We start from the raw sequence: 14,943 nt of genomic DNA, 5'->3' as shown, positions 1-14,943 counted from the left end.
TATTCCGTCTGTCAGGCAGCAGCGTTTGCCGCTGCCGATGCAATCGTCAGATGGCGGCTGGTATGCCCGCCGATCGAAACCTCTATCAGACTGCCAGGTGTCATGCCCGGTGTCGCAACGAGGGTGAAGTCTTCCGTATGCGCCATTTCGTTGCGCTCGACCAGCAGCTTCTGCCGGGTCCCAACTCGGGAGGCGAGATGCATAGCCTGCAATCTCTCGGCCACGGCCCGAAGCCCGGCCGCCCGTGCCTTGACGAGCGCCCGGTCGAGCTGCGGCATGCGGGCTGCCGGCGTGCCGGGGCGGGGGCTGTAGGGGAATACATGCAGATGTGCGATGCCGATCTCCTTGGCAAGGCGCGCGGAGTTTGCCGCCATCTCCTCGGTCTCTGTCGGAAAACCGGCGATCATGTCGGCGCCAAAGGCAAAGCCGGGGCGCAGGCGCCGGACCTGCTCGGCAAAGGCGATCGCATCGGAACGCGAATGCCGGCGCTTCATGCGCTTCAGGATCATGTCGTCGCCATGCTGCAGCGACAGATGCAGATGCGGCATGAAGCGCGGCTCATCGGCGATCAGGTCGAAGAGATGGCTGTCGGCCTCGATGCTGTCGATCGAGGAAAGGCGCAGGCGCTGGATATCCGGCACCTGTTTCAGCAGTGTCTTGGCGAGAAGGCCGAGCGTCGGAATGCCGGGCAGGTCCGCGCCATAGCTCGTCGCATCGACGCCTGTCAGCACCACTTCGCGATAGCCGTTTTCGACGAGTTTTCGCGCCTGCTCGACGACAGCGCCCATCGGCACGGAGCGCGAATTGCCACGGCCATAGGGAATGATGCAGAAGGTGCAGCGGTGATCGCAGCCGTTCTGCACCTGGAGGAAGCCGCGCACATGCCCGTCGATATGCGCCACCATCTGCGGTGCCGTTTCGGTGACGCTCATGATGTCGTTGACGGCAACCTTTTGTTCCGCCGAGACGCCGAAATCCGGCAGGCGGCGATAGTGCTCGGCCTTGAGCTTTTCCTCGTTGCCCAAGACGGCGTCCACCTCGGGCATGGCGGCGAAATTCTGCGCTTCCGTTTGGGCCGCGCAGCCGGTGACGATGATACGCGCTTGCGGGTTTTCCCGCCGCGCCCGGCGGATCGCCTGGCGGGCCTGGCGCACAGCTTCCGAGGTCACCGCACAGGTGTTGACGAGGATCGCATTGTCGAGGCCGGCTTTGGCGGCTTCGGCCTTCATGACTTCTGATTCATAGGTGTTCAGGCGACAGCCGAAGGTGATGACCTCGACGGCGCCGTGTCGCGCGGAGGTCACTGGGTGGCGGCCTCTGCATCGGCGCTTGTGTCGCGCTGCCAGCTGCCGGTTGCCGGATCAACCATGCCGGACCATTCCCATTCGGCGGGGCCGGTCATGACGACCTTATCATCGGGACGCCAGTCGATGGTTAGCGTGCCGCGATTGGGGCTCGACGCCACCGTGATCGTCACCTTGCGCTCGGTGCGGCCTGTGCGCGCTGCGGACACGCCGGCGGCACAGGCTGCAGAGCCGCAGGCGAGCGTCAGGCCGGCTCCGCGTTCCCAGGTGCGTGTTACCATTGTTGTCTTCGAGGTGATCTGGGCCAGCGTGATATTGGCCTTTTCCGGGAATATCGGATGGTTTTCGAGGAGCGGCCCGAAGCGTTCCAGATCATAGGTCATCGGATCGCGATCGACCCAGAACACAGCATGCGGATTGCCCATCGACATGGCCGAGGGCGAATGCAGAATCGGCGCGTCGATCGGGCCGATCTGCAGTTCGATGCGGCTGGTGTCGTGGAATTCTTCCGAGAGCGGGATCTTGTCCCAGGCAAAGACGGGCTTGCCCATGTCAACGGAGATTGTGCCATCCTGATGCTCGACGGCATTCAGGATGCCGGCGATCGTCTGGAAGGTGAAACTCTTGCGACCGGTTTCGCTGGCAAGCGCCTGCACCACACAGCGGGTGCCATTACCACAAGCCTGGGCCTTAGAGCCGTCGCAGTTCAGGATGTCGATATAGGCGTCGGTACCATCGACCTTGGGATCATGGATGGCCATGATCTGATCGAAGGCGGTCGCGGGGTCGGCGGCGAGCGCGACTGCGGCAGCCGGGGTCACCCGGTCGGTGCGACCGCGCATGTCGACGACCAGGATCTTGTTGCCAAGCCCGTTCATCCTCGCGAATTCGACCCGATCCGACATCGTCACTCCATACAACTGCACTTTCAGCCTATATGGCGGAAATGCAGCGGAATTACCAGTAGAGCGGGCAAAACTGCGCGACCATGGTCAACGCCGCGGCTCGGTCACATCAAGCCATTCCCGGGTTCGCGCCTCGGGATCGGCATTGAGCGTGATGTCCGTCACGACGGCGGCACTGTCTGCCCCGGCTGCAAAGATGCCGGGAAGCCGGTCAGGGCGAAGCCCGCCGATCGCGACCAAGGGCAGGGGGGCGACCTTTTCCTTCCAGGATGTCAGCCGTTCCAGGCCTTGTGGCGCCCAGGGCATTTTTTTCAGGATCGTCGGATAGACCGGGCCGAGGGCAATATAGTCAGGCTTGGCGGCGAGTGCCGTTTCGAGCTCGGCCTCGTCGTGCGTTGAGAGGCCAATCTTCAGGCCCGCGCTGCGGATGGCGGCGAGGTCTGCCGTTGCCAGATCCTCCTGTCCCAAATGGACGAAGTCGCAGGCCTCGTCGATGGCGAGCTGCCAGAAGTCGTTGACGATGAGCTGGCAGCCGTGGTCGGCACAGCATTGCCGGGCGCGGCGGATGTGCTGGCGAAGCACGCTCTCCTCGGTATCCTTCATCCGCAGCTGCACCAGCTTGACCCCCAGCGGCACAAGCCGCTCAATCCAGTCGGCATTGTCGACGATGAGGTAGAAGGGATCGAGCTTCATGCAAAGACCCCCTTTCCAATCACGGGGGTGGATGGCACGGCCATGTCGCGCGGTTCCAGCATGCCTGCTCCATGAGCAATATGCCCTGCCTCGATGGCCTTGGCAAAGGCCTCGGCCATGGCAGCCGGATCGCCGGCGCTGGCGACGGCGGTGTTGAGCAGCACGGCGTCATAACCGAGTTCCATCACGGTGGTGGCGTGGGACGGGCGACCGATGCCGGCATCGACGATCAGCGTCACATCCGGGAATTCCGCCCGCATGGATTTGAGTGCCGGCAGATTCTGCGGCCCCATGGCGCTGCCGATTGGCGCGCACCAGGGCATCAGCACCCGGCAGCCAGCGGCGAGCAGTTTCTCCCCGACCACCAGATCGTCGGTCGTGTAGGGGAAAACCTCGAAGCTCTCTGAAACGAGGATCTTCGCCGCTTCTACCAGTTGGAAAACGTCAGGCTGCAGCGTGTCGTGATGGCCGATCACCTCGAGTTTGATCCAGGTGGTGCCGAAGACCTCGCGCGCCATCTTCGCCGTCAGCACCGCTTCGCGGGCGCTGTGGCAGCCGGCGGTGTTGGGCAGGACGTGAACGCCGAGCTCACGGATCAGCTGGAAGAAGGCGCCGCCCGCCTTGCCCCCCGCGGTCTCCCGGCGCAGCGAGACGGTGACGATCTCGGTCTTCGAGCGCCGCACGGCCTCTGCGAGCACCGCAGGCGAGGGGTAACGCGCGGTGCCGAGCAATAGGCGCGAGGCGACTGTCTTGCCGTAGAGTTCGAGTGCCATCTCAGCCTCCCTGCATGGGCGAGAGGATCTCTATCCGGTCGCCATCGTTCAAAGGGTGGGCGGCCCGCTCCTCGCGGTGAACCAGCTCGCCATTGATGGCGGTTGCCAGCCAGTCGCCTTCGTAGTCGAGCTTTGCGAGCAGATCGGCGAGATTGCCTGCATCGAGCTCCAGGGTTTCTCCGTTAACGGTGAGCTTCATGCGGTCCTCCTTTTCTCCAGGGCGTGGGCGGTCGAAAGCCTATCTGCGGCTTCACGGGCCAATGCCGGAGCGAGCAGAAAGCCGTGGCGATGCATGCCCGCAACCGCCAAACCTTCTGCCGTCTCGACGAGGCGGGGCACATTGTCCGGGAAAGCCGGGCGGATGCCGGTACCGGTTTCCACGATGCGCGCCTCGGCAAAGGCCGGGTGCAGCGCATAGGCGGTGTTGAGCAGTTCCATCATCGAGCGCGCCGTGATCGGCCCGTCATCCTCTGTCTCGATCATGGTCGCGCCCAGCATGAACAGCCCGTTGCCGCGCGGCACGATGTAGAGGGGGTGGCGGGGATGCAGGAGGCGCACGGGGCGGGAGAGGGTGACATCGCTTGTCTCGAGATAGAGCATCTCGCCACGCACGCCGCGCAGGTCTTCGATCTCACTGATCGCCTGCGGCCCCCGGCAATCGACGACGCTCGAATAGGCTCCCGCATCACCCGCCTCCTCGCCGAAGCGGAAGGAGACACCCAGCTGCCGCACTGCCTGATAAAGACCCCGCAATGCCTTGCGGGGATCGAGATGGGCCTCCTCTGCAAAGAAAAGGCCGGTGCCGAAACGCCCGGCGAGATCCGGCTCCAGGTCTCGGATCTCCTCTTCGCCCAGCCAGCGATGACCGCGCGTGCGGGTCGCAAATCGCTTGAGGTCGGCAAGATCGCGGGGATTGGCCAGCACCAGCGTGCCCCGGCGTTGGACGAGACCGGGCACGGCCTCGTCCCACCAGTCGGCAGCCAAGAGACCTGATGTCAGCACGATCTCTTCCGCCGCCTCCCGCTCGCAATAGGGGGCAAGCATGCCGCCCGCCCAATGGGAGGCGCCAAGCCCGATATCGGCTCGGCGCTCCACGACCTCGACGGAGACACCCCTGCGCGCCAGTTCCAGCGCCGTCGCCAGCCCCGCGACACCGGCGCCCTTCACGAGAACCGTCATGACTGCTCCCCCGTCTCAAGTGCCGCGATCTCGTCTGCCGTCATGTAGAGATCGCCGCCGGCGCGGTACTTCTCCGCCATGGCGGTCAGACCCTCCTTCTGGGCCTCGGCGCGGATATCATGCGAGATCCGCATCGAGCAGAATTTCGGCCCGCACATCGAGCAGAAATGCGCGACCTTGTGTGCCTCCTTCGGCAGTGTTTCGTCATGCATGGAGCGCGCCGTCTCCGGGTCGAGCGACAGATTGAACTGGTCCTCCCAGCGGAATTCGAAGCGGGCGCGGGAAAGCGCATCGTCGCGCAGCTGCGCTGCCGGATGACCCTTGGCGAGGTCTGCGGCATGCGCCGCGATCTTGTAGGTGATGACACCCACCTTGACGTCGTCACGGTCGGGAAGACCCAGATGCTCCTTCGGCGTGACGTAGCAGAGCATGGCCGTGCCGAACCAGCCGATCATCGCCGCCCCAATGCCCGAGGTGATGTGGTCGTAACCCGGCGCGATATCCGTCGTCAGCGGCCCCAGCGTGTAGAAGGGGGCCTCGCCGCAGGTCTTCAGCTGCTTGTCCATGTTTTCCTTGATCTTGTGCATGGGAACATGGCCGGGACCCTCGATCATCACCTGGCAATCTTTCTCCCAGGCAATCTTGGTCAGCTCACCCAGCGTCTCCAGCTCGGCAAACTGGGCGGCATCATTGGCATCGGCAATCGAGCCGGGGCGCAAGCCATCGCCCAACGAGAAGGAGACATCGTAGGCGCGGCAGATGTCGCAGATTTCCTCGAAATGCTCGTAGAGGAAGCTCTCTTTGTGATGATGCAGACACCACTTGGCCATGATCGAACCACCGCGCGAAACGATGCCGGTGACGCGGTTGACGGTCAGCGGGATGTAATGCAGTCGCACGCCGGCATGGATGGTGAAGTAGTCGACGCCCTGCTCGGCCTGTTCGATCAGCGTGTCGCGATAGACCTCCCAGGTCAGATCCTCGGCAATGCCGCCGACCTTTTCCAGCGCCTGGTAGAGCGGCACGGTGCCGATCGGCACGGGTGAATTGCGCAGGATCCAGTCGCGGATGTTGTGAATGTTGCGGCCGGTCGAGAGATCCATGACCGTGTCGGCGCCCCAGCGGATCGCCCAGACCATCTTCTCGACTTCCTCAGCCATGGAGGAGGTGACGGCCGAGTTGCCGATATTGGCGTTGATCTTCACCAGGAAATTCCGGCCGATGATCATAGGCTCCAGTTCGGGATGGTTGATGTTGGCGGGAATGATTGCCCGGCCCAGAGCGATCTCTTGGCGGACGAATTCCGGCGTCACGTGATCGGGGATCGCGGCGCCGAAGCTTTCGCCGTCGCGGATGAGCGCTTCTTTCATGGCCTTGCGGGCAAGGTTTTCGCGGATCGCCACATATTCCATTTCCGGCGTGATGATGCCGGCGCGGGCATAGGCGAGCTGTGTGACGGCCTTGCCGCCCGTTGCGCGAAGCGGCTGATGTTTCACGGGAAACGCCGGCGTGAGTTTCTCTGCGGAGACGAAGCCGTTGTCCTCTGGCTTTACATCGCGGCCGTCATAGGCCTCCACATCGCCGCGCTGCCTGACCCAATCCAGACGGCGGCGGGCAAGGCCTTGATCGATTGCGATGGTTGCCAGCGGATCTGTGTAGGGACCTGAGGAATCGTAGACATTAACCGGTGGTTCGCCCGAAGTCGGGTGCAGCGCGATCTGGCGCAGGGGTACGCGAATGTCCGGATGCATGTCTCCTGCTAAGAAGATCTTGGTCGAGGCGGGAAGCGGCCCGGTGGTGACGTCGGGCTTTGGGAAGTTAGGGGCAATGTTCATCATGGAGCTCCAAGTGTTCAGGTTGGAGACCCAGTCATGTCAGCCGGAATGATGGAAAGACGCCACGGGATTCGGGTTTTCGAATCGTCGTTCTGCAGCGCTCGCACCGTCCCTACGCCAGTATGAACTGGATCAGGTTCAACGGGTCATCGCGCTGCTCGTCCCTTGCGGTTTGGCGTAGCGAAATCTCAGCCCCTTGTCGGGACACCCCTGGTGAATGCTTCAAGTCTGGCCAAAAGCTCGGCTGCTGTCAACGAGCCTTTGGGGAGCCTTCGGGCCTCAGGCGCCGGCGCGCGGCACCTCGAACTGCTGGCCGGGGCGCAGGCCCTTGAAGCGCCCGCTGCCGATCCCGGCAGCAGACATCGCTGTCGCGAGCGCCTTCGGCGGATCGTCGATGCCTTCATTGGTCAGCTGGAAGGTGCCGAAATGGTGGCCGATGCCGAAAGCCGCGCCGCTCGAACGAAAGCCTGAAATCGCCTCCTCCGGGTTCTGGTGCTGCGCCTTCATGAACCAGCGCGGCTCATAGGCACCGATCGGCATGATCGCGAGCCTGATGTCGCCATGCTTTTCCCTGACTTCGCGATAATGCTTGCCCTCGGCATAGCCGGTGTCGCCGATATGGTAGATCTTGCCGGCCGGGGTCTCGATGACAAAGGCGGCCCAGAGTGCCATGCGCCGGTCACCCATGCCGCGTGCGGACCAGTGATGGCAGGGCTCGCAGTGGAAGACGAATCCACCTCCGAGATCGAGCCGATCGCCCCAGTCCATGACAGTGGTTCGAGAAAATGGATTTGCCGCGCGAATGATCGTGTCATTGCCGAGCGGTGTGATGATTTGCGGATTGTGCGCACGCACCAGCTTGTTGAGCGTCGCGACGTCGAGATGGTCGTAGTGATTGTGGGTTACGATCACGATGTCGATCTTCGGCAGGTCATCGAAGGCGACGCCGGGCGGATTGTTGCGTTTCGGCCCGGCAAAGGGCACGGGGCTCGCGCGTTCCGACCAGACCGGGTCGGTCAGGATGTTCAAGCCGGCCGTCTGGATGAGCAGCGTTGCATGGCCGACCATGGTGACGACAAGCCGGCTTCCTTCGATGCGGGGTTCCGGCTTCGTGGTGACGACGTCGGCGGCCGTGACCGGTTTCGGCCATTCCATCTTGCCGCCTTCGAACTGCCAGCGGAGCAGGTCGGAGAGACCACGGGGCTCTTCGCCACCCGGGTTGAAGAAAACCTTGCCATCGAAATGATCCGACATGGGGCCGGAATAATAGCGGTTGCCCGCATGTGCCTCGCGCAAGCCGAGACCTCCGAGTGTTGCGACAACAAGGCCGAAGCCCGACCATTTGAGAAAGCTGCGTCTGTTCATGGCATACCCATATGTGGTTTCGTCGGTTGTACGACAATGGGCGTGCCGCAGATCGTCAACTCCGCGTGAAGTCCTTGTTCCTCCGGACTTCGCTTGACTTCCCGGCCGTTTTCCTGTTTATCCGCCGCAATCTGCGAAGAGACGAGCACTCCGAGCCGCCGACCGGGACCCGTGAAGGTATAAAGAGATCCCGGAGGTCAACACCCGACAGCGCGTTGCGCCCTCGGGTGCTTTTTGGCTTTGCGTCTTGTTTTCCGCGCGGAGAAGACCGAGGTTTCGGGTGTCCGAAACCATGCAAGGAAGAGCCGATGTTTGAGAACCTCCAGGACCGTCTTGGATCCATTCTGAATGGACTGACCGGCCGTGGCGCGCTGTCCGAGGCGGATGTCTCGGCTGCTCTGCGCGAGGTCCGTCGTGCTCTTCTCGAGGCCGACGTGGCCCTCGAAGTGGTCCGCGCCTTCACCGAAAAGGTCCGCGAAAAGGCCGTTGGCGCCTCGGTCCTGAAATCGATCAAGCCCGGGCAGATGGTCGTCAAGATCGTCCATGACGAGCTGGTCGAAATGCTCGGCACGGAAGGTGTGTCGATCGATCTCAATGCCGCAGCGCCCGTCGTCATCATGATGGTCGGTCTGCAGGGCTCGGGTAAAACCACCACCACTGGCAAGATCGCCAAGCGCCTGACGGATCGCGACAAGAAGAAGGTCCTGATGGCCTCGCTCGACACGCGTCGTCCGGCCGCTCAGGAACAGCTTCGCCAGCTCGGCGTGCAGACCGGCATCGATACGCTGCCGGTTATTGCCGGCCAGTCGCCGACCGATATTGCATCGCGTGCTGTGCAAGCCGCGAAGCTTGGCGGCCATGACGTGGTCATCCTCGACACCGCCGGCCGTACGCATATCGACGAGCCGCTGATGATCGAGATGGCCGAGATCAAGTCTCGCGCCAAGCCGCATGAAATCCTGCTCGTCGCAGACTCGCTGACCGGTCAGGACGCCGTCAATCTCGCCCGCAACTTCGACGAACGCGTCGGCATCACAGGCCTCGTTCTTACCCGCATGGACGGCGATGGCCGTGGTGGTGCTGCCCTTTCGATGCGTGCCGTCACCGGCAAGCCGATCAAGCTGATCGGTGTCGGCGAAAAGATGTCGGAGCTCGATGAGTTCCATCCCCGCCGTATCGCCGACCGCATCCTCGGCATGGGCGACATCGTTTCGCTGGTCGAAAAGGCCGCCGAGAACATCGACGCGGACAAGGCCCGCGCCATGGCCGAGAAGATGGCCAAGGGCAAGTTCGACCTCAACGACCTCGCCGAACAGATCAAGCAGATGCAGGCCATGGGCGGCATGGGCGGGATCATGGGCATGATGCCGGGCATGGCCGGCATGAAGGACAAGATCTCGGCCGCCGGTCTCGACGACAAGGTGTTCAAGCGTCAGCTCGCAATCATCTCTTCGATGACCAAGGCCGAACGCGCCAATCCTGACGTCTTGAAGCATTCCCGCAAGAAGCGCATCGCGGCCGGCTCCGGCACTGATGCCTCCGACATCAACAAGCTCTTGAAGATGCATCGCCAGATGGCCGACATGATGAAAGCCATGGGCGGCAAGAAGGGCGGCGGCATGATGAAGCAGATGATGGGCGGTCTCGCCTCCAAGATGGGCCTCGGCGGCATGGGCATGCCGGATCTGTCGAAAATGGATCCGAAGCAGCTTGAGGCGCTTGCCAAGCAGGCGGAAGCGGCCGGCATGAAGCCTGGCAGCTTGCCCGGTCTGGGCGCTGGCGGCCTGCCGGGTCTTGGGGGTCAGAAACTTCCCGGCCTCGGTGGTGGCGGTTTCCCCGGCCTTCCAGGCCTGCCGAAGAAGAAGTGAGAGGGCGCCGATGATTGATTCGTCCGTCAAGGAGCAACTGTCAGGCTATCGCCAGTCGATCGACAATATCGACGCGGCGCTGGTCCACATGCTGGCGGAGCGCTTCCGCTGCACCAAGGCCGTCGGCGTGCTGAAGGCCACACACGAATTGCCGCCCGCCGATCCGGCGCGCGAGGAATACCAGATCACCCGCCTGCGCCATCTGGCTCAGGATGCCAATCTGGACCCGGATTTCGCCGAGAAGTTCCTGAACTTCATCATCAAGGAAGTCATCCGGCATCATGAAGCCATTGCCGCCGAACATGGCGGTGCAACCGAAAAGACCGCCTGACGGCGGCCTCAACAAGAAAAACAGGTATGCCCCGGCAGCCTGCATCGAAAACCTAAGGAGTAATGCAATGTCCCTCAAGATTCGTCTCGCCCGCGGTGGTTCCAAGAAGCGCCCGTACTACCAGATCGTCGTTGCCGACGCCCGTTCGCCGCGCGACGGCCGTTTCCTCGACAAGGTTGGTTCCTGGAACCCGATGCTGGGCAAGGACAACGAAAAGCGCGTCGAGCTGGACGCAGAAGCCATCAAGGCTTGGGTTGCCAAGGGCGCACAGCCGACCGACCGCGTTCTTCGCTTCATGGCTGAAGCTGGTCTCGCCGAGCGCGCCGCCCGCAGCAACCCGGACAAGGCAAAGCCGGGCAAGAAGGCTCAGGAGCGCGCTGCCGAGCGTGCCCAGAAGGCCGCTGACGCTGCTGCCGCCGCTTCGGAAGCCGCTGCAGAATAATCGGCAAATAGCCGTTTTCAGCGGGCGGTGGGTCATCCCACCGCCCGTTTTTGCGTTTTCTTTCCGGTCGCTTCCGCCTAATACCAAGTGTCGATGATAGGAACCGATAGGATGGCTTATTGTGGGTTTCTGGCTAGGCGCGGCGCGCCGGGCGATGCTGTCGCATCGGCCAAGCAGCGCAACAACGCCAGAGGCCCACAATAAGCCACCTTTGGTCGGCTTCCCGCCCGTTCTGGCGTCGTCGAGCTCCTTGACCGATGCGCCAGCATCGCTCTTCGGACCTCTCCTAGCCAGAAAGGGCGGTCGAGCCGATCCTATGGGTTTCTATCATCGACACTTGGTATAAAAGGAATGTCGAACCGAGACGTGTGCAGGACCGTTCCCACTCATGAGCAAGCTTGAAAATCCGATACTGATGGCCGTGATCGGTGCCGCCCAGGGGCTCCGGGGCGAGGTGCGGGTCAAGACCTTCACCGAAGATCCGCTCGGTCTCGGCGACTACGGCTTCCTCTATGCGGCCGATGGTCGAAAGTTCGAGATCCTCGAGATCCGTGACGGCAAGACGGTGGCCCTCGTCCGTTTCCGCGGGGTCAACGATCGCAACGCCGCCGAAGCACTCAACGGCACCGAGCTTTTTGTCGACCGGGATGCGCTGCCGGATGACGATCTCGACGAGGACGAATTCTATTATGCCGATCTCGAAGGCCTCGAGGTCTATGACGCCGAGAACAATCACTACGGCGCGGTGACCGCCGTCTATGATTTCGGCGCCGGTGACCTGCTCGAGTTGAAGGGCCCCGGCAAGCGGCCCGTGCTCATTCCTTTTTCCGAAGCCGCCGTGCTCGAGATCGATCTCGAAGGCGGCCGTCTGCTCGTCGATCCGATTGCAGCCGGTCTGAAGGATGACGGGGAAGAGAAGCCCTACGGCAATGCCGGCGGCAAGCCGCGGCCGAACAATGGCCGCTGAGCGTCCCATGCCTTTCAAGGCTTCCATCCTGACGCTCTATCCGGACATGTTTCCGGGCCATCTCGGTCTGGCGCTCGCGGGCCGGGCGATGGAGCGTGGCGACTGGGCCCTGGAGGCGGTGCAGATCCGCGATTTCGCCGAAGACAGACATCGCAGCGTCGACGATACCCCGTCGGGTGGCGGTGCCGGCATGGTGCTGCGTCCCGATGTGCTGGCGCGTGCCATCGATTCCATAGCCGACGATGGACGTCCTCGCCTGCTGATGAGCCCGCGGGGTCGTCCGCTGACGCAGGAGCGGGTTCGACAACTTGCCGCAGGTGAAGGCGTAGTGATCGTCTGTGGGCGCTTCGAGGGCGTCGACCAACGGGTGATCGATGCGCGCCAACTCGAAGAAGTCTCGATCGGCGATTACATCCTCTCGGGTGGTGAGCCCGCGGCGCTGACGCTACTCGATGCGGTGGTACGCATCCTGCCCGGCGTGATGGGCAACCAGTTGTCCGGCGTGCATGAAAGTTTCGAGGGTGGTTTGCTCGAACATCCGCAATACACGCGTCCCCAGGTCTTCGAAGGGCGGGCGATTCCCGAAGTTCTTACATCTGGAAATCATGCCGCCATCGAAAAATGGCGACATGAGCAGGCGGTGAAGCTTACCGGCGAGCGGCGCCCTGACCTGTTGCCCGATCAGCCGGTTACAAAGTAGTAGGCGGCAAGCGCCAGACCTGCGGCGACCACGATCCAACGCAAGACAGCCTGCGGGACCTTTCTGGCCATCGCCACGCCCGCATAGCCGCCGGCGGCCACGGCCGGGATCATGATCAGGGCGTGAAGCCAGGAGAGCGCGCCCGCACCGACGAAGACGACGATCGCGACGGCTGCGATGACGATCGACAGGAAGTTTTTCAGCGCGTTGAGGCGGTGATAGTCACCGCCGCTCGCCAGCCCCAGTGATGCCAGCATCATGATGCCCATGCCGGCGCCGAAGAAGCCGCCATAGAAGGACGTCACACCCTGCAGCGCAAGCCCGAGCGGGCTGGCCGGATGGCTCTCGCCTTGTGTCTTCGGCCTCAACTTCGGCCCCGCCGCGAAGATCACTGTCGCGACGAGCAGCAGCCAGGGAACCATGGTTCGGAAGGCGGGATTGGAGAGCGAAATCAGGAACAGCGCGCCTCCGAGAGCCCCGACGGCCGAAACGGCAGCGAGGACCCATACCCCGCGTCCCATGGCCCGCAATTCCTTGCCATAGGCGAGCGTCGATGTGATGTAGCCGGGGATCTGAGTGACCGAGGAGGTGGCGTTGGCGCTGATCGGCGGAAGGCCGACAAGTGTCAGTGCGCCGAAAGTGAGGAAGGTCCCGCCGCCGGCGATCGCATTGACAGCGCCAGACAGGAAGCCCGCCGCAAAGAGCAGCGCGATCAGAGCCATCGACATATGTATCATCTCCTCCATGATGAGGAGGACGTGATAGGAGGAGAGTTCCTGCGCCGCAAGGCTTCGCGCCACAACGCACATGCAAAATTTCGCAGCGCCAGGGGTGACAAGCGGAGCGTCTTGGTGTATTGGCCGCCTCGGAAATGGGCTCTTCGCCCGTCTGCCACAACAAAGAACTGCGAATTCGCTCCGGCCCGTCAGGGTCAATATCCTCAGGCTCGTTCCAAGGGATGATCGTTGAGCGCTCTGGCTGTTTCAGAAGAAAACCGAGGTTAGACATGAACATCATTCAGCAGCTGGAAGCCGAACAGGCCGCCAAGATCGAAGCCAAGCGCAAGCTTCCGGAATTCTCCCCGGGCGACACGCTCCGCGTCAACGTCACCGTCAAGGAAGGCAACCGTACCCGCGTACAGGCTTATGAAGGCGTTTGCATCGCTCGTTCGGGCGGCGGCATCAACGAAAGCTTCACGGTTCGCAAGATCTCCTACGGCGAAGGCGTCGAGCGCGTATTCCCGGTCTACTCGCCGCTCGTCGAAAGCGTCGAAATCGTTCGCCGTGGTAAGGTCCGTCGCGCCAAGCTCTACTACCTGCGCGATCGTCGCGGCAAGTCGGCTCGTATCGTCGAGAACACCGGTACCCGCGCCCGCAAGCTGAACGACGCCGAGCGCGCCGCCGTTGCCGAGGAAAAGGCACGTCTGGAAGCTGAGAAGGTCGCAGCAGCACAGGCACTGGCCGCCGAAAAGGCAGCAGCCGAAGCCGCTGAAAAGGCCGCTGCTGCAGAAGCTGCAGCCGCTGCCGAAGCTTCTGCCGAATAAGCAGCTGCCAGCATATCGCATGACGAAAGGCTCCGGTTTCCGGAGCCTTTTTTCGTTTTGGCTTTCTGTCAGAGACTGACGCTGATTGCGCCGCCGGCAACGATCAGACAGGCGAGAAGCCGGCGGACGGTGAGAGGCTCGCCCAGCAGGAGGGCGCCGATCAAGACGGCGAAGACGACACTTGTTTCCCTGACTGCCGTGACAAGCCCTGCAGGGGCATAGGCATAGGCCACTACGACGAGGCCATAGGCCAGCATGGCGACGACGCCTCCAGCGGCCGCCTTCCAGGTCAGCGGCGAGCGCAGATCGATGATCAGGCCCCGACGTGCCACGGCAAAGGCGATCGTGATCATGATGCCAAAAAGAAACAGCACCCAGAGCGCATAGGCGATGGGTTCTTCGACCAGCTTCACACCGCGCGAGTCGACGGTCGAATAGCAGGCGATGATCAGGCCAGTGGTCAGCGCGAACAGGATCGATGAGGTCGCAGCCCGGGTCTTGCCAAGCGACAGGCTCATGATGCCGGTCGCAATCATGATGACGCCGAGGGTCTGCCATGGCCCCAAGACCTCTCCGAAGAAGACAAAGCCGCCGATCGTGACCAGGAGAGGAACCGTGCCACGAACGATCGGGTAGACCTGACCGAGTTCGCCATGCCGGTAAGCCGCCACCAGAAACAGGCTGTAGCCCACCTGAAGGCTTGCGGAGAGCAGGATATAGGGCCACGCGGCTGCCCCCGGCACAGGCACCGTAAAAAGCAGGGGGAGGGTGATGATACTGCCCGCCAGGCTCATCACGGTGATCGACCAGAGACGATCTGCTCCTGTCCGCAGGAAGGCGTTCCAACTGGCGTGCAAGATCGCGGCGACAAGCGCCAACCCTACGGCAACAGCACTCACGACCGCAGCCTGCGGATCGAGTTGGCGAATTCACTGGTTTTCATGAGAGACCCGCAAGCGGCAGATGACAGTTTTGTGACAGCGCGACGATAGTCGCTTCACGTCTGTTTGCAACGGGCAGCCAAAAAGAAACCGCCCG

At 62.7% G+C, this 14,943-nt stretch carries 16 protein-coding genes and 1 riboswitch; of the genes, 6 read left to right on the top strand and 10 right to left on the bottom strand.

Annotated features, from left to right (window positions below; all coding sequences use genetic code 11):
- Positions 1 to 11: 11 nt before the first annotated feature.
- The 8 genes from mtaB to D4A92_RS05745 all read right to left on the bottom strand — a co-directional run bounded on the left by mtaB (position 12) and on the right by D4A92_RS05745 (position 8,054).
- The gene (mtaB, locus tag D4A92_RS05780) at positions 12 to 1,229 is read right to left on the bottom strand and encodes a tRNA (N(6)-L-threonylcarbamoyladenosine(37)-C(2))-methylthiotransferase MtaB (RefSeq protein WP_246754084.1); all 1,218 of its coding nucleotides are present in this window, start codon (positions 1,227 to 1,229) and stop codon (positions 12 to 14) included.
- A 71-nt stretch (positions 1,230 to 1,300) separates the two neighbouring features.
- On the bottom strand, positions 1,301 to 2,209 hold the full coding sequence (gene dapF, locus D4A92_RS05775; RefSeq protein ID WP_203018684.1) for a diaminopimelate epimerase: 909 nt from the start codon (positions 2,207 to 2,209) through the stop codon (positions 1,301 to 1,303).
- A gap of 87 nt (positions 2,210 to 2,296) precedes the next feature.
- On the bottom strand, positions 2,297 to 2,902 hold the full coding sequence (locus D4A92_RS05770; protein WP_203018683.1) for a thiamine phosphate synthase: 606 nt from the start codon (positions 2,900 to 2,902) through the stop codon (positions 2,297 to 2,299).
- The gene (locus tag D4A92_RS05765) at positions 2,899 to 3,675 is read right to left on the bottom strand and encodes a thiazole synthase (protein WP_203018682.1); all 777 of its coding nucleotides are present in this window, start codon (positions 3,673 to 3,675) and stop codon (positions 2,899 to 2,901) included. Before D4A92_RS05765 ends, D4A92_RS05770 begins: the two co-directional genes overlap by 4 nt.
- 1 nt (position 3,676) lies before the next feature.
- Positions 3,677 to 3,874 carry a sulfur carrier protein ThiS gene (gene thiS / locus D4A92_RS05760; protein ID WP_203018681.1) on the bottom strand — a complete coding sequence of 66 codons (198 nt, stop codon included), beginning with the start codon at positions 3,872 to 3,874 and terminating at the stop codon, positions 3,677 to 3,679.
- On the bottom strand, positions 3,871 to 4,854 hold the full coding sequence (gene thiO, locus D4A92_RS05755; protein ID WP_203018679.1) for a glycine oxidase ThiO: 984 nt from the start codon (positions 4,852 to 4,854) through the stop codon (positions 3,871 to 3,873). Before thiO ends, thiS begins: the two co-directional genes overlap by 4 nt.
- Positions 4,851 to 6,689, bottom strand: coding sequence for a phosphomethylpyrimidine synthase ThiC (gene thiC / locus D4A92_RS05750; protein WP_203018678.1), 1,839 nt, complete (start codon positions 6,687 to 6,689; stop codon positions 4,851 to 4,853). The genes thiO and thiC overlap by 4 nt, the downstream gene beginning before the upstream one ends.
- A 91-nt stretch (positions 6,690 to 6,780) precedes the next feature.
- A riboswitch (TPP riboswitch) is annotated at positions 6,781 to 6,911 on the bottom strand.
- A 57-nt stretch (positions 6,912 to 6,968) separates the two neighbouring features.
- A complete protein-coding gene (locus D4A92_RS05745) occupies positions 6,969 to 8,054 on the bottom strand; it encodes an MBL fold metallo-hydrolase (RefSeq protein ID WP_203018677.1) in 1,086 nt (361 codons plus the stop codon).
- A gap of 308 nt (positions 8,055 to 8,362) precedes the next feature.
- On the opposite strand from D4A92_RS05745, the gene ffh reads away from it, so the two are divergent.
- From ffh to trmD, 5 genes are all read left to right on the top strand, one after another.
- Complete coding sequence (gene ffh, locus D4A92_RS05740; RefSeq protein WP_203018676.1) at positions 8,363 to 9,922, top strand: signal recognition particle protein; 1,560 nt, start codon at positions 8,363 to 8,365, stop codon at positions 9,920 to 9,922.
- Between the two features lie 10 nt (positions 9,923 to 9,932).
- Positions 9,933 to 10,253: a chorismate mutase gene (locus D4A92_RS05735; protein ID WP_203018675.1), complete on the top strand. Its 321-nt coding sequence runs from the start codon at positions 9,933 to 9,935 to the stop codon at positions 10,251 to 10,253.
- Positions 10,254 to 10,320: 67 nt separating this feature from the next.
- Complete coding sequence (gene rpsP, locus D4A92_RS05730; RefSeq protein ID WP_203018674.1) at positions 10,321 to 10,695, top strand: 30S ribosomal protein S16; 375 nt, start codon at positions 10,321 to 10,323, stop codon at positions 10,693 to 10,695.
- Between the two features lie 388 nt (positions 10,696 to 11,083).
- Complete coding sequence (gene rimM, locus D4A92_RS05725) at positions 11,084 to 11,662, top strand: ribosome maturation factor RimM (RefSeq protein WP_203018673.1); 579 nt, start codon at positions 11,084 to 11,086, stop codon at positions 11,660 to 11,662.
- A gap of 7 nt (positions 11,663 to 11,669) precedes the next feature.
- Positions 11,670 to 12,362 carry a tRNA (guanosine(37)-N1)-methyltransferase TrmD gene (gene trmD, locus D4A92_RS05720; protein ID WP_203018672.1) on the top strand — a complete coding sequence of 231 codons (693 nt, stop codon included), beginning with the start codon at positions 11,670 to 11,672 and terminating at the stop codon, positions 12,360 to 12,362.
- Here the strand turns inward: trmD and D4A92_RS05715 are convergent.
- On the bottom strand, positions 12,344 to 13,090 hold the full coding sequence (locus D4A92_RS05715; protein ID WP_203018671.1) for a sulfite exporter TauE/SafE family protein: 747 nt from the start codon (positions 13,088 to 13,090) through the stop codon (positions 12,344 to 12,346). The genes trmD and D4A92_RS05715 overlap by 19 nt on opposite strands.
- A 278-nt stretch (positions 13,091 to 13,368) precedes the next feature.
- Here D4A92_RS05715 and rplS point away from each other — a divergent pair, with 278 nt between their 5' ends.
- The gene (gene rplS / locus D4A92_RS05710; protein WP_006724279.1) at positions 13,369 to 13,905 is read left to right on the top strand and encodes a 50S ribosomal protein L19; all 537 of its coding nucleotides are present in this window, start codon (positions 13,369 to 13,371) and stop codon (positions 13,903 to 13,905) included.
- Positions 13,906 to 13,973: 68 nt separating this feature from the next.
- On the opposite strand, the gene D4A92_RS05705 is transcribed toward rplS, so the two are convergent.
- Positions 13,974 to 14,804, bottom strand: coding sequence for a DMT family transporter (locus tag D4A92_RS05705; RefSeq protein ID WP_203018670.1), 831 nt, complete (start codon positions 14,802 to 14,804; stop codon positions 13,974 to 13,976).
- Positions 14,805 to 14,943: the final 139 nt, after the last annotated feature.

The sequence above is a fragment of the Rhizobium rosettiformans genome, assembly GCF_016806065.1.
Lineage (GTDB): Bacteria > Pseudomonadota > Alphaproteobacteria > Rhizobiales > Rhizobiaceae > Allorhizobium.
This window is presented reverse-complemented; position numbering and strand designations above follow the sequence as displayed.